16 protein-coding genes and 1 pseudogene are annotated in these 18,721 nt (G+C 61.7%); 5 read left to right on the top strand and 12 right to left on the bottom strand.

The annotated features are described in order from the left end of the window. Nucleotides 1-9 precede the first annotated feature (9 nt). Nucleotides 10-1,110 (bottom strand): IS5 family transposase, encoded by a 1,101-nt coding sequence (locus tag ACZ445_RS21565; protein WP_464707263.1) that lies wholly within the window; start codon nt 1,108-1,110, stop codon nt 10-12. 313 nt (nt 1,111-1,423) lie between these two features. Here ACZ445_RS21565 and ACZ445_RS21560 point away from each other — a divergent pair. Next, nucleotides 1,424-2,926, top strand: a pseudogene (locus ACZ445_RS21560) (IS3 family transposase). A 183-nt stretch (nt 2,927-3,109) separates the two neighbouring features. Next, on the top strand, nt 3,110-4,030 hold the full coding sequence (gene yegS, locus ACZ445_RS21555) for a lipid kinase YegS (protein ID WP_058424676.1): 921 nt from the start codon (nt 3,110-3,112) through the stop codon (nt 4,028-4,030). Here the strand turns inward: yegS and ACZ445_RS21550 are convergent. The 3 genes from ACZ445_RS21550 to ACZ445_RS21540 form a co-directional block, all read right to left on the bottom strand. Beyond that, nucleotides 3,989-4,648: a response regulator transcription factor gene (locus ACZ445_RS21550; protein WP_058424675.1), complete on the bottom strand. Its 660-nt coding sequence runs from the start codon at nt 4,646-4,648 to the stop codon at nt 3,989-3,991. The two genes, yegS and ACZ445_RS21550, sit on opposite strands and share 42 nt — an antisense overlap. Further along, nucleotides 4,645-5,538: a sensor histidine kinase gene (locus tag ACZ445_RS21545; protein WP_058424674.1), complete on the bottom strand. Its 894-nt coding sequence runs from the start codon at nt 5,536-5,538 to the stop codon at nt 4,645-4,647. The genes ACZ445_RS21550 and ACZ445_RS21545 overlap by 4 nt, the downstream gene beginning before the upstream one ends. Nucleotides 5,539-5,907: 369 nt before the next feature. Next, on the bottom strand, nt 5,908-6,357 hold the full coding sequence (locus ACZ445_RS21540; protein WP_179029427.1) for a hypothetical protein: 450 nt from the start codon (nt 6,355-6,357) through the stop codon (nt 5,908-5,910). A 541-nt stretch (nt 6,358-6,898) separates the two neighbouring features. Between ACZ445_RS21540 and ACZ445_RS21535 the strand changes: the two genes are divergently transcribed. Together ACZ445_RS21535 and ACZ445_RS21530 are read left to right on the top strand one after the other, a co-directional pair. After that, the gene (locus ACZ445_RS21535) at nt 6,899-7,834 is read left to right on the top strand and encodes a chemotaxis protein CheV (protein ID WP_058424673.1); all 936 of its coding nucleotides are present in this window, start codon (nt 6,899-6,901) and stop codon (nt 7,832-7,834) included. A gap of 39 nt (nt 7,835-7,873) precedes the next feature. After that, a complete protein-coding gene (locus ACZ445_RS21530; RefSeq protein WP_058424672.1) occupies nt 7,874-8,680 on the top strand; it encodes an MOSC domain-containing protein in 807 nt (268 codons plus the stop codon). Between the two features lie 66 nt (nt 8,681-8,746). Here ACZ445_RS21530 and ppnP read toward each other — a convergent pair whose 3' ends face one another. From ppnP to ACZ445_RS21490, 8 genes are all read right to left on the bottom strand, one after another. Next, nucleotides 8,747-9,031, bottom strand: a complete 285-nt coding sequence (gene ppnP / locus ACZ445_RS21525; protein ID WP_058424671.1) for a pyrimidine/purine nucleoside phosphorylase — start codon at nt 9,029-9,031, stop codon at nt 8,747-8,749. Between the two features lie 63 nt (nt 9,032-9,094). Then, a complete protein-coding gene (locus tag ACZ445_RS21520) occupies nt 9,095-9,637 on the bottom strand; it encodes a 3'-5' exonuclease (RefSeq protein ID WP_058424670.1) in 543 nt (180 codons plus the stop codon). A 74-nt stretch (nt 9,638-9,711) separates the two neighbouring features. Continuing rightward, nucleotides 9,712-11,595, bottom strand: coding sequence for an acetyl-CoA carboxylase biotin carboxylase subunit (locus ACZ445_RS21515; protein WP_058424669.1), 1,884 nt, complete (start codon nt 11,593-11,595; stop codon nt 9,712-9,714). A gap of 93 nt (nt 11,596-11,688) precedes the next feature. Further along, a complete protein-coding gene (locus ACZ445_RS21510) occupies nt 11,689-12,450 on the bottom strand; it encodes an enoyl-CoA hydratase/isomerase family protein (protein ID WP_464707544.1) in 762 nt (253 codons plus the stop codon). After that, complete coding sequence (atuD, locus tag ACZ445_RS21505) at nt 12,447-13,604, bottom strand: citronellyl-CoA dehydrogenase (protein ID WP_058424667.1); 1,158 nt, start codon at nt 13,602-13,604, stop codon at nt 12,447-12,449. Before atuD ends, ACZ445_RS21510 begins: the two co-directional genes overlap by 4 nt. Before the next feature lie 17 nt (nt 13,605-13,621). Next, a complete protein-coding gene (gene atuC / locus ACZ445_RS21500) occupies nt 13,622-15,238 on the bottom strand; it encodes a geranyl-CoA carboxylase subunit beta (protein ID WP_058424666.1) in 1,617 nt (538 codons plus the stop codon). Nucleotides 15,239-15,241: 3 nt separating this feature from the next. Then, nucleotides 15,242-16,114, bottom strand: coding sequence for an SDR family oxidoreductase (locus ACZ445_RS21495; protein ID WP_058424665.1), 873 nt, complete (start codon nt 16,112-16,114; stop codon nt 15,242-15,244). Nucleotides 16,115-16,127: 13 nt separating this feature from the next. Beyond that, nucleotides 16,128-17,906 carry an acyclic terpene utilization AtuA family protein gene (locus ACZ445_RS21490; protein WP_058424664.1) on the bottom strand — a complete coding sequence of 593 codons (1,779 nt, stop codon included), beginning with the start codon at nt 17,904-17,906 and terminating at the stop codon, nt 16,128-16,130. A 153-nt stretch (nt 17,907-18,059) separates the two neighbouring features. On the opposite strand from ACZ445_RS21490, the gene ACZ445_RS21485 reads away from it, so the two are divergent. Further along, on the top strand, nt 18,060-18,683 hold the full coding sequence (locus ACZ445_RS21485; RefSeq protein ID WP_058424663.1) for a TetR/AcrR family transcriptional regulator: 624 nt from the start codon (nt 18,060-18,062) through the stop codon (nt 18,681-18,683). Nucleotides 18,684-18,721 lie beyond the last annotated feature (38 nt).

The following is an 18,721-nucleotide window of genomic DNA, read 5'->3' as shown; positions in this document are numbered from 1 at the left end:
GTACCTCGCCTAAACATGCGACCCACGCCACCAGCCCGACAAGCTCCCCAAACGGATCAAGTTGTACACCGAAAAGCCCAGCAGCAACTGGGCGCTGAGCTTTTCGCGGCCGATCAGCTTGGTCTTGCGCAGACCACCCACGGTCTTTAGCCAGCCAAATCCTTCCTCGATTCTTTTTCGTATTTTCATGCTGATGCCGTAACCCGGATGACGGGTCGTACGGCCATCGATTGCGCTCTTGATGGCCTTCCTCGAGACATGCGGCGTCACCTTCAAATCACGCACCATTTGGACAAAAAATTTCTGGTCGTAGCTTTTGTCCGCGCCCACGGTGCTGCCAGGTTTGGCCGTGCGTTCAAGCATCTTCAAGGCTGCACCCACTTCGGCGTGTCCATTGAACTCGGTGCATTCCACATCCACGATCAACCCGTTACGGTTTTCCATCAGAGTGTGGGCCATATGGGCCAGGCGACTGCCATCGGCCGGACTCTTGCGGGCCAGCCGCGCTTGGGGATCGGTAGTCGATTGGTGAGTCTTGTTGCCGCGTTTCTCACCCTTGAAATCGAGATAGTTGTTGCGAGGGCCGTCCTCTGGAGGCTCATCGCCCGGCTTCTCGCCATCGTCTTTTTTGACGAAGGACTTATGCGAAGCCCAGGCATCGATCAGTGTGCCATCCACACTGAAATGCTCATCGCTGGCGTACTGCGACCATTGGGCCAGCGACTTGATGCGCTGGAAGAACAGGCGCGCAATATCCTGGTTAAACAGGCGGTCACGGTTTTGACTGAAGGTCGAGTGATCCCACACCCGTTCGTCCATCGACAGGCCGACGAACCAGCGAAAAAGCAGATTAAAATCGATCTGCTCGACCAATTGCCGCTCGGAACGCACGGTGTAGATCACCTGCAGCAATGAAGCCCGCAGTAGCCGCTCTGGTGGAATCGAGGCGCGTCCCAGCGAGGAATACAAAACCTCGAAATCAGAGTCCATCGACACCAGGATCGCATCAACCAGCTCGCGCAGCGGGCGTAGCGGGTGATCCTTGGGGATACGCTGCTCCAGCGTCGTGTAGCTGAACAGGTCGTTTTGCTTGAGATCGGGTCCACGCATCGGCTCGGTCTTCCGCTGACATTGAGGAACATGACTGGGAGTTTGCCAGAATCTAATTCAGTCCGGCCTTTTTCAACGGCCTGTTAGAGCCGACCGGTTTGTATGGCCGGTACTCGGTCAAAGTGTGGGAGGGGGCTTGCCCCCGATAGCGGTGTGTCAGTCCACACCGGTTTCAACTGGCCCATCGCCATCGGGGGCAAGCCCCCTCCCACAGTTTGATCTTCATGTATCAGTTGAAGGGTGCCCCCGGTGTCAGGGTAGTTGTCGTGTCCCCCGCTTTTAAAAGCATTCCGGGGGCGGCAAGAGTATGGTCATGCCTTTCTATTCAGAAGAACGCAAAGCTGCGCTGTTGAAAATGATGCTTCCGCCCCTGAGCCTGTCAGCGTCGGAGGTCGCGCGCCGTGAAGGTTGTAGCGACATGTCTCTTCATTATTGGCGTAAGCAAGCTGCCGCCAGAGGAACGCAATTGTCCGATGCCAAGCAACCGGCTGAGAATTGGTCAGCCGAATCCAAGCTAGCGATCATCATAGAAACAGGTTCGCTGTCGGAGCTTGAAGTCGGTGAGTACTGCCGGCGAAAAGGTATTTTTCCAGAGCAGATAACCGATTGGCGCAACGCTTTTATTGCCAGCAGCACGAAACAATCAACGGCGAAAACCGCGACTTCTGGCCAGTCACGGGACGATAAGAATCGCATCCGTGAACTTGAGCGCGAGTTGCGCCGCAAGGATGCTGCGCTGGCTGAAACGGCGGCTTTGCTGGTGCTGCGAAAAAAGCTCAATGCCTACTGGGGGAGCGATGACGAGGACAACTGACCTTGTTGCCAGAACGGTATTTACTCGTTGGTTGGCTTAATGAAGCCATCCTGGCGGGCGCCCGTAGGGCGCCTGCTTGCCAGAAGAAATCTTGGCAGATGGACGTACGACGACGCTCAGACCGATACCGAGTAACGCGCTCAGCGAGCTTGAGCGTCAAGGCATCGTGACGCTGTGCAACAGCAAAGCTTATGCGCATCTCCCACCGAGCCAGATCGTGCCGCAATGGGCCGATGAGGGAAGATATGTGGCCTCTGAGGCGACTTTTTATCGTGTGTTGCATGCGGCTGGTCAGCAACATCACCGATCCCGAGCCAAGCGGCCGCATCGGCGGCACCGACCACTTATGCAGCGACTTCAGCCAATCAGGTGTGGTCATGGGACATCACCTACCTGCCGTCCCCGGTTCGTGGGAAGTTTTACTACCTCTATCTGATCGAAGATATCTACAGCCGAAAGGCCGTGGGTTGGGAAGTTTATGAAGCAGAGAGCGGTGAAAAGGCAGCAGCGTTGCTGCAACGAAGCGTGACTCAGGAGAAGTGCTGGCGCCAGCCGCTGGTGCTTCACTCGGACAACGGTGCGCCGATGAAATCGGTGACGTTACTGACCAAGATGTACGACTTGGGCATCACGCCGTCTCGCGGTAGACCACGGGTCAGCAACGATAACCCGTACTCGGAATCGCTGTTCAGGACGCTGAAATACTGCCCTCAGTGGCCGCAGGATGGGTTTGCCAGCCTGGATGATGCGCGTATCTGGGTGAGGGGTTTTATGAGCTGGTACAACACCACGCACCGCCATAGCCGGATCCGCTTCGTGACACCGGCTCAACGTCACGAAGGGAAAGACCGGGAGATCTTGGCTCGCCGAGATGCGTTATACGTGCAAGCCAGAAAGAAAAGACCGGAGCGATGGTCAGGCGAGACACGCAACTGGAACCCTATCGGGACGGTGTATCTGAACCCTGAAAGGGAGCTGATCGTGGTAACTAAGGTCGCGTAGTACGACGGTGGACGCGACAACTACCTTGAAAAACGCCGCCGCTGTAAGAGCGGAACCATAAACAGCCGTTACCGAAGAAACGGATATGTACTCAATCATCCGATTTTTTTCCCATCCAATGGCTTTTTTCTCCCCGCCCAAGGTCCACATACTCCAAGCACCTTTGAATCAGGAGATTCGCCAATGACCACCCCCAAAGCCCTGTTGATCCTCCACGGCAAGCAAGCCCTCAACGAGGACGTGCGTTCAGCCGTGCAGGCCCGGCGCGAGCAGGGTGGGGAGTTGGCCGTACGGGTCACGTGGGAGGGCGGCGACGCCCAGCGCCTGGTCAATGAAGCCCTTGCTGACGGCTACACCCACATCATCGCCGGTGGCGGCGACGGCACCCTGCGCGACGTGGCCGAAGCCATGGCCCAGGCCAACACCAACGCCAGCCTGGTGCTGATGCCCCTGGGCACCGCCAACGACTTCGCCAAGGCCGCCGGCGTGCCGTTGGAGCCTGACCAGGCGCTGGCGCTGCTGGACGTGCCACCCAGGGCCATCGACCTCGGCCAGGTCGGTGGGCAGATCTTCCTCAATATGGCCACCGGCGGTTTCGGCAGCCAGGTCACCGCCAACACCTCCGAAGACTTGAAAAAAGTCCTGGGCGGCGCCGCCTATCTGTTCACCGGTTTGACGCGATTCAGCGAGTTAAAGGCCGCCTATGCCGAGCTGGATGGCCCCGATTTCCATTGGAAAGGCGAGTTGCTCGCGCTGGGCATCGGCAACGGTCGCCAGGCAGGCGGTGGGCATGAGCTATGCCCAGGCGCCATGGCCGACGATGGCCTGCTGGACGTCAGCATCCTGCCGGCCCCTCAGGAAGTGGTCGGCACCTTGCGCGAGTTGATGAGCAACGGCTGGGGCCTGGACACCATGTTTGTCCGTGCGCGCCTGCCGTGGGTGAATATCAAGGTTGCGCAGGGCCTGTACATCAACCTGGATGGCGAGCCGCTGGAAGGCGATGACCTGCACTTCGAGGCCTTGCCCAAGGCCTTGCGCGTGCACCTGCCGGTAGATTCGCCGCTAGTCGTCCAGGCTGATGATCTGCTCGCGCACCGCGAATAGCACCAGGCCGGCCACGTCGAAAATCTGCAGGCGCTTCATGATTTGCGAGCGGTGGGCTTCCACGGTCTTGATGCTCAGGCCCAGGCCGTGGGCGATCTCACGGGTGGACTTGCCACGCACGATCAGGCGCAGGATCTCCAACTGCCGCGCCGTGAGGTTGTGGCTGTGGCCGGCGGGAGTGGTCGGCCCCTGGCTGCGCACCAGCGCCTGGTTGATCACGGTGTGGGCGATCGCCGGGCTGAGGTAGCGCTCGTTGTTGCGCAAGGCCAGCAGCGCATGTTCCAGCTCGTTGGCGGTGGTGTCCTTGAGCAGGTAGCCATGGGCGCCGGCCTCCAGCGCACACATGATCAGTTCCGGGTCGGTGTGCATCGACAGGATCAGCACTTTGCTCTTGGGATAGGCGCGCTTGAGTTGCTGCAAGGCGTCCAGGCCGCCGGTGTGCTTCATCGACAGGTCCAGCAGGACGATATCCGGCAGCAGCGCGCTGAACTGCTCCAGCAACTGCGCGCCATCGCTGGCTTCGCCGATCACCGTGTAGCCGGGAATATCCTGGACCAGCGCGCGTACGCCGGCCCGGATCAGTGCATGGTCATCCACTAGGAGTAATTTGCAGCTCACTCGAGAACCTTAGGGGAACTGGCCCGTTCGAGGGCGCGGGGCGCCCAGGGGAAAAGCGCTTCGATCCGTGTCCCGTTGCCGGGCTGGCTGCTGACGGACAACGTACCGCCAAGCTGATCTATACGCTCGGACATGCCGGCCATGCCCCGTTGGCCTTCCAGGCCGGGATTGATGGACGGTGAGAAACCCTGGCCGTCATCGCAGATGGTCAGCGACAGGCCTTCGGGCAAGCGTTGCAGGCGTACCAGCAGATTGCGCGCCTGGGCGTGGCGCAGCATGTTGGTCACCGCTTCCTGGGTGATGCGAAAGGCTGCCACCGCCATTTCTTCCGGGATTCCGGTCAGCCGTTGCTGGCATTCCAGGCTCCAGTGAATCGGGGTGTTTTCCAGGGTCTTGAGCAGGTGTGCACGCAGGCTGGCTTCCAGGCCCAGGCTGGCCAACTGGCGAGGGTTGAGGATGGCGGATACGTCACGCACCTTGGCCAGGGTTTCATTCAGGGTGTTGCACAGCACCGTGCACTGGGCTTGCAGGTCGTCGGGCAGGCGGCGCTTGAGCCATTCGCTTTGCAGCTTGGCCGCGGTGAGCAGTTGGCCGATATCGTCGTGCAGTTCACGGCTGAGGCGATGGCGTTCGTTTTCCTGTACCTGCAACAGGCGATCGGCCAGTTCCTGGGGCTGGAACTTGATGGACTTGCGTGAACGCCATTGTTGCAAGCCGACCACTAAGAGAGTGGCCAGGTTAAGCACAATCACCAGCAACGGCAGCGGTTCGGAGCTGGAATAGGTCCAGAGGCTCAGCAGCAGCGAGCCAAGGCACAGGGCGAGGATCAAACGGCGTGCATTGCTGCGGGACGCGGACCTTGCGAGGAGTGTCTTGAGGCTGGCGTACATAGCGGATGGAGCCAATGAGGGTGCGCTGCGGGAAGTCCGGTCACTGGGGCTGACGGGGCTCTGTTTGGGATGCGTTATCGAATCGTTTTTATGCATGATGAAGTTGAGTCACTTCGAGCGGGGCATAGTACCACCACTATTACCGTTGGTCGCCTGGTGCCGTGCCTCACCGGATTATTGACCGCGCAAATGCTCCGGGCGGTATTCCCAGAGTTCATCGAGTGGGGGAGTTATATTATTTCTGTTTGCTTGTATCGTTATTACCGTTAATGGCTAATTGATATCTTTGTCTGCGCTGTTCAAGTCCAACGAATTAATAGTGGTGTCGTTTTTAGATAACTTCGGGTTCGAATACGACTTGTTATCCACTCAAGAGGCGTGGTGCACACGCTGCTGCGGTTTATAAGTGAAATCCTTTTGCGGGATCTGCAGCGTGACGGTTGCAATCAATGTCGCCTGCTCACTCTCGTCCATACTCAGTTCGCCGGTGCGCACATCGATCAGTTCCAGTTGCCACGCAAGTAGCGTCAGGCATGCATGCAATGCATCCAGTGCCTGGTCATGCAGTTGCATCGGGCTTGCCGCATTGGCGATCAGGTATTGGATATGCCGGGAAAACTCGCTGATCACCTGCAGGGCCAGGCTGTCGGCCTTTTCGGCCAGTTTGGCCAGGCTGGACTTCATGCAGTCGATAGCGTCGCTGTCGTCGCGAATCAGGTGCAGGTGGCTCAAGCACTCTTCCGACTTGGCCAGCAGCGTTTCGGCTTCAAGCAGGAACTCGGGAAGTGTGGTTTGCCATTCATTTGCGCTGTTCATCATACAAGTCTCCACAACATAAGGTCGGGTGATGAGATGTCGCACTGGGTGAATGGCTTAAAAATAGCGCCGAAATATGACTGGGACCTGTAGGCGGCTTCTGAGTTTTCAGTAGGACGTTTATTAGAGTGACGGCAACGGCTGTGCGCTGCCCTCATGAGCGGGGTCAATTGCGTACCTTCGATTGCCGACATCTGTATGTCTGGAAGGCCCGTGGGCCGAGGGCTTGGGATGGCAAACAAAAGCCTGACTCCATTCATGCATTGAGAATGGCGTCACATTAATGGCTATTAGATATTGCGAATATCAGGTTGGGCCTGATTGTGTGTAGGGGAATCCCTTACATAGCGGAACCTTGCGTCGAATTGAATGTCGCGCAACGTCGCATTATTGCCATACGGAGAGGCCAACGCAGTAAAGCATGATGTCAGTGTGACATCAATGGATTTACGTGGCATTTTACGGGGGTCAAGGTCTGGCGTTCGCCGCCGATAACCCACCTTATGTGAACCGCACAAATTCCTCAGCGCATCAGGAGCTTTTAATGGCCGGCATTCTCGACACGGTAGATCAACGCACGCAACTGGTGGGTGAGAATCGCCTGGAGATCCTCATGTTCCGTCTGGCGGGGCGCCAATTGTTCGCCATCAACGTGTTCAAGGTGCAGGAAGTGCTGCAACTGCCCAAGTTGACCCTGATGCCCCAGCGCCATCCTTTCGTGTGCGGTGTGGTCAACCTGCGTGGCCAGACCCTGCCGGTGATCGACCTGTCCCAGGCCATCGGCATGCGCCCGCTGGTGCCTGGCCCCAACAGCACCATCATCGTCACTGAGTACAACCGTTCGGTGCAGGCCTTCCTGGTGGGCGGTGTGGACCGCATCGTCAACATGAACTGGGAGGCGATCCTGCCGCCACCGACCAGTGCCGGGCGCCAGCATTACCTCACCGCTATCAGCAAGGTCGACGACCAGTTGGTGGAAATCATCGACGTGGAAAAAGTCCTGGCCGAGATCGTGCCGTACAACGCCAAGGTTTCCCGCGAGAAACTCGAAGACCCGGTGCTGGAGCGTGCTCGTGGCCGCGAAGTGCTGCTGGTGGATGACTCCAACGTCGCCCTCTCGCAACTGCGCGACACCCTCGGCCAACTGGGTGTGAAGATGCATATCGCCAGTGACGGCCTCAAGGCGTTGAACATGCTCAAGGCCTGGGCCGACGCCGGCCATGTGATGACCGACAAGCTGCTGATGATTTTCACCGACGCCGAAATGCCCGAGATGGACGGCTACCGTCTCACCACCGAGATTCGCAACGACCCGCGTCTGCGCAGCCTTTACGTGGTGTTGCACACCTCGCTGTCAGGCAGCTTCAACGACTCGATGGTGAAGAAGGTCGGCTGCGACAATTTCCTGTCCAAATTCCAGCCCGACAAGCTGGTGGACGTGGTACGTCAGCGACTGATGCTGGACGAAGTGCCCGCATGACCTTAGGGTGATGGCTTTGCCCCTCAGGAATGCAGGCCCATGCTTCGTCTCAGCGCGTTGTACCGTTACCCCTTGAAGTCCGGCAAGGCCGAAATCCTGCAACAGGTCGGCCTGGATAAGCTCGGGGTGGATGGGGATCGACGCTGGATGCTGGTGGACGAAGCCAGCGGGCGCTTCCTCACGCAGCGCGCCGTGGCCAAGATGAGCCAACTGTCGGCACTGTGGAACCGCAACGGCGGGCTCACCTTGAGTTCGCCCGGTTACACGCCGCTGGATGTCGCACTGCCGGGCGGTAATGCCGAGTTGCGCGGTGTGACCATCTGGCGCGATACCCTGCGGGTGCCGGACGCAGGCGACGAGGCAGCGGCCTGGGTCAGTGACTTTATCGGCAAGCCGACGCGGCTGGTGCAGATCCCCCTCGAACGCGCCCGCACCACCGAGGCCGGTTATGGCAAGGACGATGACCAGGTCGCGTTTGCCGATGGCTACCCGCTGCTGGTGATTGGCCAGGCTTCGCTGGATGACCTTTCGCAACGCATCGGCCGGCCCATGGAAATGCTGCGTTTTCGACCCAATCTGGTGATCGAAGGCAGCACCGCCTTCGCCGAAGATGGCTGGAAGCGCCTGCGTATCGGTGATGTGGAGTTCCGTGCGGTCAAGCCCTGCTCGCGCTGCATCCTCACCACCATCGACCCGCAGACCGGCGAACGCAGCGCTGACCGTGAACCCTTCGCCACGCTGGAGAGTTATCGCAAGACTGAAAATGGCGCGATCTTCGGCCAGAACCTGGTCAACGATGGCGTCGGGCGCCTGGAAGTCGGCATGCCGGTGACCATTCTCGAATAGCTTTCCAAACCCATAAAAAATGCCCGTCTCGCAGGAGACGGGCATTTTTTTGCTTCCAGGAAACCCTTAGCCGCGGTATTCGCACAGGTAAGCGGTGTCCACGGCAACCTTGAGTTGGAACTTGCTGTTGGCCGGCACGTTGAACTGGCTGCCGGCGGCGAAGGTTTCCCAGTCGCTGGCGTCAGGCAGCTTGACGGTCAGGGCACCGGACACCACGTGCATGATTTCACGCTGGGCGGTGCCGAATTCGTATTCGCCGGGGGCCATGACGCCGATGGTCGCCGGACCTTCTGCGGTGCCGAAAGCGATCGACTTGACGGTGCCGTCGAAGTACTCGTTGACTTTGAACATGGGCGATTCCTCGGAAAAGGGTCTGGAAAGGTCGGCCAGTATGCCCAAGGCCAGGGAAACTGCCTAGACCGGCAAAATCAGTGGCAGCAGGCGCGCCGTGTTGCGCGCATCCTCCAGCGCCCGATGTTGCTGGCCGTGGAACTGCATCCCCGCCAATTGCAGGGCGCCGTTGAGCCCCAGTGGCTTGTCCAGGCGCCGGGCTTTGGCGAAGCGCTGCTTGAGGTTCACATGGGGCGTGGTGGCGAGGGCGCTGGTCAGGCCATGGCGTTGCCACTCCAGCTCCAGTTGCCTGCGATCGTAGTCACCCCAGCTGGCCCAGCCTTCCAGGCGCGCCTGGTGTTGGCCCAGCCAGCGCTCGAACAGCGGCCAAACTTCAGTGATTGGCACCGCGCCATCGATGTTCGCCTGGGTGATGTGGGTTAGCTGGCGGCAAAAAGGCGTCAGCAAGGGGCGGCGCAGCGGCCGCACAAAGCGCTGGAAGTGATCCAGCTCGCGGCCCTGGCGGTTGACCAGGCTTGCGCCGATCTCGATGACTTCCATCTCCGTCACGGGCCAGCCGCCTTCATCCGTTGTGGCTTCAAGGTCAATAATCAGCCAATGAGGCATCGCGCAGGTTCCCGTACTCTTCCCTTTCTGTTGGGGATAGAGCGTAGCCCGGCCTTGTAGTTCCGCCTAGGGGCCTAGATGATCTCGAGTAAAACCTGGCGATTGCGCACCTGGTCACCGGCGATCACCTGCACACCTTTGATCACACCGTCGATGCCGGCGGTCAGCGGATGCTCCATTTTCATGGCTTCGAGCACCAGCAGCAGTTGGCCCTTGGTGACGCTATCACCGACGCTGACCCGCACATCGACGATGGCGCCGTCCATCGGGGCCTTGACCGTGCCGCTGCTGGCATCGGCCTGGCGGCTGGCCACTTGCTGGGTGCGGTTAGTCACGCAAAGGCCCGGCATCCACAGTTGGTCGCTGTCGAGGTGATAGGCCATGCGCCGACGGATGCCGTTGAGCACCAGGGTGGCGTGGCGGCCGTCGGTGCTGAGCAGCAGGGGTTCGGTGCTGACCGTGTGGATTTCTCCATTGACCTCAAGCCGATAGGTGCAAGGGCTACTCGCGGTGTTGCGCCAGCCCGACAACCCGTGGGGATGTTGCTCGGCACTGTGGGTGTAGAACAGCGCAGCGGCCAGGGCCAGCTGTTCGCTCGATACAGGCTGGCGCGGGTTCTCGCTGAAGTGCTCGGCGATAAACCCGGTGCTGAAATCGCCGTGGATAAAGTCCGGGTGCTTGAGCAGGTCAGCCAGCAGTTGCTGATTGGTCGCGACGCCCAGCAACAGCGTGTCTTGCACCGCCCGCAGCAATTTACGCCGCGCCTCTTCGCGGGTGGCGCCGTGGGCGATGAGCTTGCCCAGCATCGGGTCGTAGAACGGGCTGATACGTTGACCCTGCACCACGCCATGGTCGATGCGCACGCCCGTCGCCGGTTCCCAGCGCAGCACCTCACCGGTTTGCGGCAGGAAGCCCTGGGCCGGGTCTTCGGCGTACAGGCGCACTTCCATGGCATGGCCGCTCAGGGTGACGTCCGCCTGGGTCAGTGGCAGCGGTTGCCCGGCGGCGATCTGCAGCTGCCAATCCACCAGGTCGAGGCCGGTGATCAGCTCGGTGACCGGGTGTTCGACCTGCAGGCGGGTGTTCATTTCCAGGAAGTAGAAGCGGCCGCTACGGTCGAGCAGGAACTCTACGGTGCCGGCGCCCACGTAATTCACCGCGCGCCCGGCCTTCAATGCGGCTTCGCCCATGGCCTGGCGCAACGCGGGCGTCATGATGGGGCAGGGGGCTTCTTCGATGACTTTCTGGTGGCGGCGCTGGATCGAGCAGTCGCGTTCGCCGAGGTAGATCAGCTGACCGTGGCTGTCGCCGAACAACTGGATCTCGACGTGGCGCGGCTCGATCAGCGCTTGTTCGAGGATCAGTTCGTCGCTGCCAAACGCATTTTTCGCTTCCGAACGGGCGGTATGCAGGTTGTCCAGCAGCGCTTGCGGCTGGTGCACCAGGCGCATGCCACGTCCGCCGCCACCGGCGCTGGCCTTGATCATCAACGGGTAGCCGATGCGCTCGGCTTCCTGTTGCAGGGTGGCGTCGTCCTGGGCGCTGCCTTGGTAGCCGGCAATGCACGGCACGCCGGCGTCGAGCATGGCGAGTTTGGACAGGCGTTTGCTGCCCATCAGTTCGATGGCCTCGACGCTGGGGCCGATGAAGGTCAGGCCAGCGTGTTGGCAGGCACGGGCGAAGTCGGGGTTTTCCGAGAGGAAGCCGTAGCCGGGGTGGATCGCATCGGCACCGGTGAGTCTGGCGGCGGCGAGGATCGCCTCGATATTGAGGTACGACTGTTGCACGGGGGCCGCGCCGATATGGACGGCTTCATCGGCCATCTGCACGTGCAGGGCCTGGGCGTCGGCGTCGCTGTAGACGGCGACGGTACGGTAGCCCAGGGCTTGGGCGGTGCGCTGGATGCGGCAGGCGATTTCGCCGCGGTTGGCGATCAGGATTTTGTTGAAGGCGGGCATGGGTTTATCCCTTGGCTGATGGGGTGTCTGATCGGGCCTCATCGGGGGCAAGCCCCCTCCCACACTGTGGGAGGGGGCTTGCCCCCGATGGCGTCATTTGCACCACCGAGGCTTTCGCTTCTGCACAAACGCCTGCGTCCCCTCAATCCCTTCCTCACTGCGCACCGCCTCGGCAAACCACTGCGCGCCACGGTCCAGCACCGCTTCCAGCGGCTCATCTACACTGGCCAGCAACAGCGCTTTAGTCCGCCCATTCGCCCCCGGCGCACAGCGCAGCACCTGCCCCAACACCTCATCCAACCGCTGCGCCAATGCCTGCGGGTCGCGCTCGGTAAGGTGCACCACCCCCAGCCGCTCAGCCTCAAGCCCGTCAAACCGTGCCGCTGTCAGCGCCAGCCGCCGCGCCTGGGTCAGCCCGATGCGCTTGACCACAAACGGTGCAATCTGCGCCGGCAGCAAGCCCAGGCTGGTCTCCGGCAGGCCGAATTGCGCCTGGTGATCGGCGATGGCGATATCGCTCACGCACGCCAACCCAAATCCACCGCCCAGCACCGCGCCTTGCAGCACCACGATCACCACTTGCGACAGCACTTGCACTTCCTGCAGCAAGGTGCCAAACGCGCGGTTCAGCGTCTGCAGTTGAGTGCCTGCCGTGACCAGGTCCTTCACATCCGCCCCGGCGCAGAAATGTCCGCCGGCGCCGCTGATCACTACCGCGCGCGTCTGGATATCCAACTGCGCCAACACCGCGCGCAGTTCATTGACCATCTCCAGGCTCATGGCATTGCGGCAGTCGGGCCGGTTGAGGGTGATGTGCAGCACGCCGTTATGGGGTTCTAGCAACAAGGTGTTCATGGCTTTTTCCCCGGCAGAGTGCCCATCAACTTGCAGATGATGCCCAGCATGATTTCGTCGGCGCCGCCGCCGATCGACACCAGCCGCACATCGCGATAGGCGCGGGCCACGGGGTTGTCCCACATGAAACCCATGCCGCCCCAGTATTGCAGGCAACTGTCGCTGACTTCGCGGCCCAGGCGCCCGGCCTTGAGCTTGGCCATCGACGCCAGGCGCGTCACGTCCTGGCCCTTGATGTACTGCTCGGTGGCCTGGTAGACCAGCGCGCGCAGGCATTCGATTTCGGTGGAGAGTTCGGCCAGGCGAAAGTGAATGACCTGGTTGTCGATCAGTGCCTTGCCAAAGGTCTGGCGCTCCTTGCAGTACTCGATGGTGCTGTCGATGCAATGCTCCAGGCCCTTGATCATATTGGCCGCGCCAAACAGGCGTTCTTCCTGGAATTGCAGCATCTGCATCATGAACCCCGCGCCTTCGTGGCCGATGCGGTTGCGTTGCGGCACGCGCACGCCGTCGAAGAACACCTGGGCGGTCTCGGAGCTGTGCATGCCGAGCTTTTCCAGGGGCGGGCTGACGCTGATGCCGGGGGTGTTCATCGGCACCATGATCAGCGACTTGTTGATGTGCGGCTTGTCATCGGAGGTGTTGGCCAGCAGGCAGATGAAGTCGGCGCTGGGCGAGTTGGTGATCCACATCTTGCTGCCGTTGATCACGTAGTCATCGCCGTCCTTGCGCGCATGGGTCTTCAACCCGGCCACGTCGGAACCGGCGCCGGTTTCCGAGACGCCGATGCAGCCGACCTGCTCGCCGCTGATGGCTGGGCGCAGGAATTCTTCACGCAATTCATCACTGCCGAAGCGGGCGAGGGCGGGGGTGCACATGTCGGTCTGCACGCCGATGGACATGGGGATGCCGCCGCAACGGACGGTGCCGAACTCTTCGGCGGCGACAATGGAATAGCTGTAGTCCAGGCCCATGCCGCCGAATTTCTCCGGCTTGGAAATGCCCAGCAGGCCGAGGTCGCCGGCCTTGCGGAAGATGTCGTGGATGGGAAAGCGCCCGGCCTTTTCCCATTCGTCCACATGGGGGTTGATCTCGCGGTCGACGAAGGCGCGGACGGTGCGGCGCAGTTCCTGGTGTTCCTGGGTGAAGATCATTTTTATTGTTCTCCTGATTAGAAACGCGCCACACCAAAGGTGTTGGGCTGCAATGGCCGCACCTCAGCCTCATGACAGATATCCAGCAGAAAACCGAGCAAGGTCCGTGTATCCCGAGGGTCAATCAACCCGTCATCCCACAGGTTCGCGCTGCCGTAGAGCGCGGTGGACTGGCTGTCGAGCTTCTGTGCAGTGACCTGTTCCAGCATGTCCAGCACCTTGGGATCCGGCACCAGGCCATCCTTCAATTGCTTGGCCTCAGTGACAATCCGCAGGACTTTGCCCGCCTGGGCACCGCCCATCACTGCCGTGCGGCTGTTGGGCCAGGCGAAGATAAAGCGCGGGTCCAGGCCACGACCGCACATCGCGTAGTTGCCCGCGCCATAGGAGCCGCCGACCACAATGGTCAGTTTAGGCACCCGCGCGTTGGCCACGGCCTGGATCATCTTCGCGCCGTGCTTGATCACGCCTTGTTGTTCCGACTCGGTGCCCACCATGAAGCCGGTGGTGTTGTGCAGGAACAGCAGCGGCGTGCGGCTCTGGTCGCACAGCTGGATAAATTGCGCGGCCTTGCTCGCACCCTTCGGTGTGATAGGGCCGTTGTTGCCGATCACGCCGACGGCGCGGCCCTGGAGGTGCATGTGGCCGCAGACGGTGTGGGCGTCGAACTCGCCCTTGAACTCGAGGAAGTGCGAGCCGTCGGCCAGGCGCGCGAGGATTTCGCGGACGTCGTAGGGCTTTTTCGGGTCGTCCGGGATCAGGCCCAGCAGCTCCTCGATGGGGTACAGCGGTTCTGCGTAGGCACGTTTCGGCGTCTGTGGCAGGCGATCATTCCAGGGCAACAGGCCGACAATTTCGCGTGCGATGCGCACGCCGTCCGCATCGTTTTCCGCCAGGTATTCGGCGGTGCCGGCGGTTTGTGCGTGCATCTCGGCGCCGCCCAGTGCTTCATCGGTCGCCACTTCGCCGGTCGCGGCCTTGAGCAACGGCGGACCGGCGAGGAACAGTTTGGCCCGGCCGCGCACCACCACCACGTAATCCGACAGCCCCGGCTGATAAGCGCCACCGGCCGTGGCCGAGCCATGCACCACGGTGATCTGCGGCAGGCCCATGGCCGACATGCGTGCCTGGTTGGCGAAGCTGCGCGCACCTTCGACGAAAATCTCGGCAGCATAGTTGAGGTTGGCGCCGCCGCTTTCGGCGAGGGTCACCACCGGCAGTTTGTTCTCCATAGCGATTTGTTGCAGGCGCAGGGATTTCTTCAGGCCGGTGGGGGAAATGGTGCCGCCCTTGATCGCGCTGTTATTGGCCACCACCAGCATGCGCACGCCGCTGACGTAGCCGATGCCGGCGATCAAGCCACCGCCGGCGGCGCTGCCGTCCTTGTCGTCGTGCAGCTTGTAGCCGGCCAGGCTGGCCAGTTCCAGGAACGGCGCACCAGGGTCCAGCAGCAGGTTGAGGCGCTCGCGTGGCAGCAGTTGGCCGCGCTTGTCGAACTTGGGCTTGGCGTCCTGCGCCTTGCTCAGCAGGGTGTCTTCCAGTTGGCGCAGTTGGGCGATGGCGGCCCGCATGGCTGCGCGGTTTTGCGCGAATTGGGTGCTGTGGGCGTCGATCAGGGATTCAATCACTGGCATGGTCTATTGCTCCGCCTTGAGCACATCCGGCAGGTAGGCGCGGTGGAAGCCATTGAAGGGCGCGCTCGGCGCCTGCGCCTTGTGCAACGGCCAGGCGCGGCTGCCCAGGCTGGCGGCGCCGTCGATGCGCAGTGTGCTGCCGCTGATAAAGGCAGCGGCGGGGCTGAGCAGGAACACGATGGCCGCGCTGACTTCCGATTCGGTGCCGATGCGCTTGAGCGGCACATGTTCGCGCAGCGTGGGAATCACCGCCTTGAACGCGCCTTCGTAGGTGTCCATGCCGCTGGAGGCGATCCAGCCCGGCGCCACGGCGTTGACCCGCACGCCGGCATAGCCCCACTCGAAGGCGGCGGTCTTGGTGAAGTTGTCCATGCCCGAACGCGCCGCCCCCGAGTGGCCCATGCCGGGCATGCCGCCCCACATGTCGGCGAGCATGTTGACGATGGCGCCGCCGTGCTTGCTCATGGATTGGTTGAACACTTCCCGCGCCATCAGGAAACCGCCGACCAGGTTGGTGCGCAGTACGGTTTCGAAGCCTTTCTGGTTGATTGCGGCCAGTGGCGAGGGGTACTGGCCGCCGGCATTGTTGACCAGGCCGTGGATCGGGCCGTGCGTACAAAGGATGTGTTTGACCAGCGCCTTGACCGCCTCTTCATCGCGGATGTCGCACACCTGCCAATCGGCGTTGCCACCGTCTTCGGCAATCTCTATCGCGACGTTCTGCAGCTTGTCCGCCTTGCGCCCCACCAGGATCACCTGGGCACCCAGCGCCGCCAGTTCATGGGCGGTGCAACGGCCAATGCCGCTGCCACCACCGGTGACTACCACGGTTTTCCCCTGGAACAGGTTGGCTTTGAAGATTGAGTCGAAGGCCACGGCAACGCTCCTGTTATGCGAGTTGATCGGCAATGTGTTGCGGCACGGCAATCGGGATCTCCAGCAGTTGCTGGGCGAAGGCTTTGCCTTGCGGGTCGATGCGCAGGCTGGCGATACCACCGCCGCCCAGGGCGTTTTCCAGCAGGAAGTTGAGGCTGTGGCTGCCGGGCAAATACCAGCGCTCGACGCGGCCGTGCACAGGGTCGAGCACGTGGCCCATCCAGTCGACGACCACTGGCGGGGTGAGTGCTTCGGCGATCCATGGCAGGTAGTCGGGATGGCGGGCGATCACGCCGATATTGCTGTGGTTGCCCTTGTCGCCGGAGCGAGCCACGGCCAGTTTCACCAATGGCACGCTAGCGTCGGCGCGGCCGTGGGGCTTGGGCGGGTCGATGGACGCATCGGGCAGGCGCGGGGTGTCGGCAGGTGGCAGTGCGCAGGGGTGCCGCTCGCCCTGGAAGTCGATGGCCACGTCACAGGCCGTTTTATCGATCAGGAACGAAAACAGTCGGATCAACGGGTACACCGTCGGCCGTCCGCCGACGATGCCGGTCAGGCCCGGCGCCATGCCGGTCGCGGCTTGGGCAATCTCGCGGGCGAACAGCACCAGTGCGTGTTTGTTGGGGTGACGCACCGCCAGTTTCACCACCACTTCGCGGCAGTCCTGGCGCCTGGCGTGGGCGCCGTAGGTGGCTTCGCTGCCGAGCAGTTCGATATTCACTTCGGTGTAAGGCGCCCAGCCGCGCTGGCGGAACAGCTCCGAGGTCTTGTTGATGATCGCCTGGCTGACCCGCTCGGCCTTGGCGACCGCATCGATGCCGGCGATCAGGCAACTGGCGGTGCAGCGGAAACCGTCCGGGTACGTGGCGCTGACCTTGTACTGGTCGGTAGGTGGCAAGCCCTTGGCGCCGTGCAGGCGTACCTGGTTGTTGCCTTGCTGCTGCAATTTGACCTGGCTGAAATCGCAGATCACATCGGGCAGCAGGTAGGCGTGTGGGTTGCCGATTTCATACAGCAGCTGTTCAGCGACGCTGAGTTCGCTGATCAGCCCGCCCGTGCCCTCGACCTTGTTGACGGTGAATTGGCCGTCGGCGCTGACTTCGACGATGGGAAAGCCGATGTGCTCGTAGTCCGGTACGTCGCGCCAATCGGTGAAGTTGCCGCCGGTGCACTGCGCGCCGCATTCGATGATATGCCCGGCCAGGGCGGCCTGTGCGAGGCGGTCGTAATCCTGCCAGGACCAGTCGAATTCATGCACCAGCGCCGCGCTGACGACTGCGCTGTCCACCACGCGGCCGGTGATGACGATATCCGCGCCCAGCTTCAGCGCCTGGGTAATGCCCGACGCGCCCAGGTAGGCATTGGCGGACACGCACAAAGGCGGTAGCGGCGCACCGTTGAACATGTCGGTGATGCCGTGCAGGTGTTTGAGCTGGGGTTGCAGGTCGTCGCCCAGCAGCACGGCGATTTTAAGGGGGATACCGGCCTTGTCGCAGGCGGCTTGCAGGGCGGCGGCGCAGGCCTGGGGGTTGATGCCACCGGCGTTGCTGATCACGCGAATGCCCTGGCGCTGGATATCCGCCAGCAGCGGCGTGAGCACGTCGACGAAATCCGTGGCGTAGCCGGCCTGGGGATCTTTCATCCGCGCACCGGCCAGGATCGACATCGTGACTTCCGCCAGGTAGTCGAACACCAGGTAATCCAGCTGGCCGCCCTGCACCAATTGGGCGGCGGCGGTGCAGGTGTCGCCCCAGAAGGCGCTGGCACAGCCGATACGAACCGTCTTGCTCATGAGAAATCCTTCCTCGAATGGCTGGGGTCGAGACTACCAAGCAAGCGCTTGGTTTGTAAACTGCGGATACAAGTTTCAGCCAAGCGCTTGCTTGGGTGGCCGCCACGGCCTAAATTGCGGGCCAAGACGTCCGTGGAAGTAGAGGAGAGAGGCATGGATGAGCACAAAGCCCTGCGGGTCATGCGCACCATGGTCGATGGCGGGCAATTGACCGACCCCGACAGCGCTCGGGGCAAGCTGCTGCAAACCGCGGCCCATCTGTTTCGCAACAAGGGCTTCGAACGTACCACCGTACGCGACCTGGCCAGTGCCGTGGGCATCCAGTCCGGCAGCATCTTTCATCACTTCAAGAGCAAGGACGAGATCCTGCGCGCAGTGATGGAAGAAACCATCCACTACAACACCGCGATGATGCGCGCTTCGCTGGAAGAGGCGAACAACGTGCGCGAACGCGTGCTGGCGCTGATCCGCTGCGAATTGCAGTCGATCATGGGCGGCAGCGGCGAGGCCATGGCGGTGCTGGTGTACGAGTGGCGTTCATTGTCAGCCGAGGGCCAGGCCCAGGTGCTGGCCCTGCGCGATGTGTACGAGGCGCTCTGGCTGCAGGTACTGGGGGAGGCCAAGGATGCTGGCTACATCCGTGGTGATGTATTCATCACCCGGCGTTTCCTCACCGGCGCGCTGTCCTGGACCACCACCTGGTTTCGCGCCGAGGGCAGCCTGACGCTGGAGCAGTTGGCCGAAGAGGCCCTGCTGATGGTTTTGAAGGCCGATTGAGGCGCAAGCTATTAATTTGCCGCTGGAAAGTTGTCTCG

The organism is Pseudomonas allii, from assembly GCF_055380095.1.
Note: the sequence above shows the minus strand (reverse complement) of the source record. Positions and strands in the feature narration are given on the sequence as shown.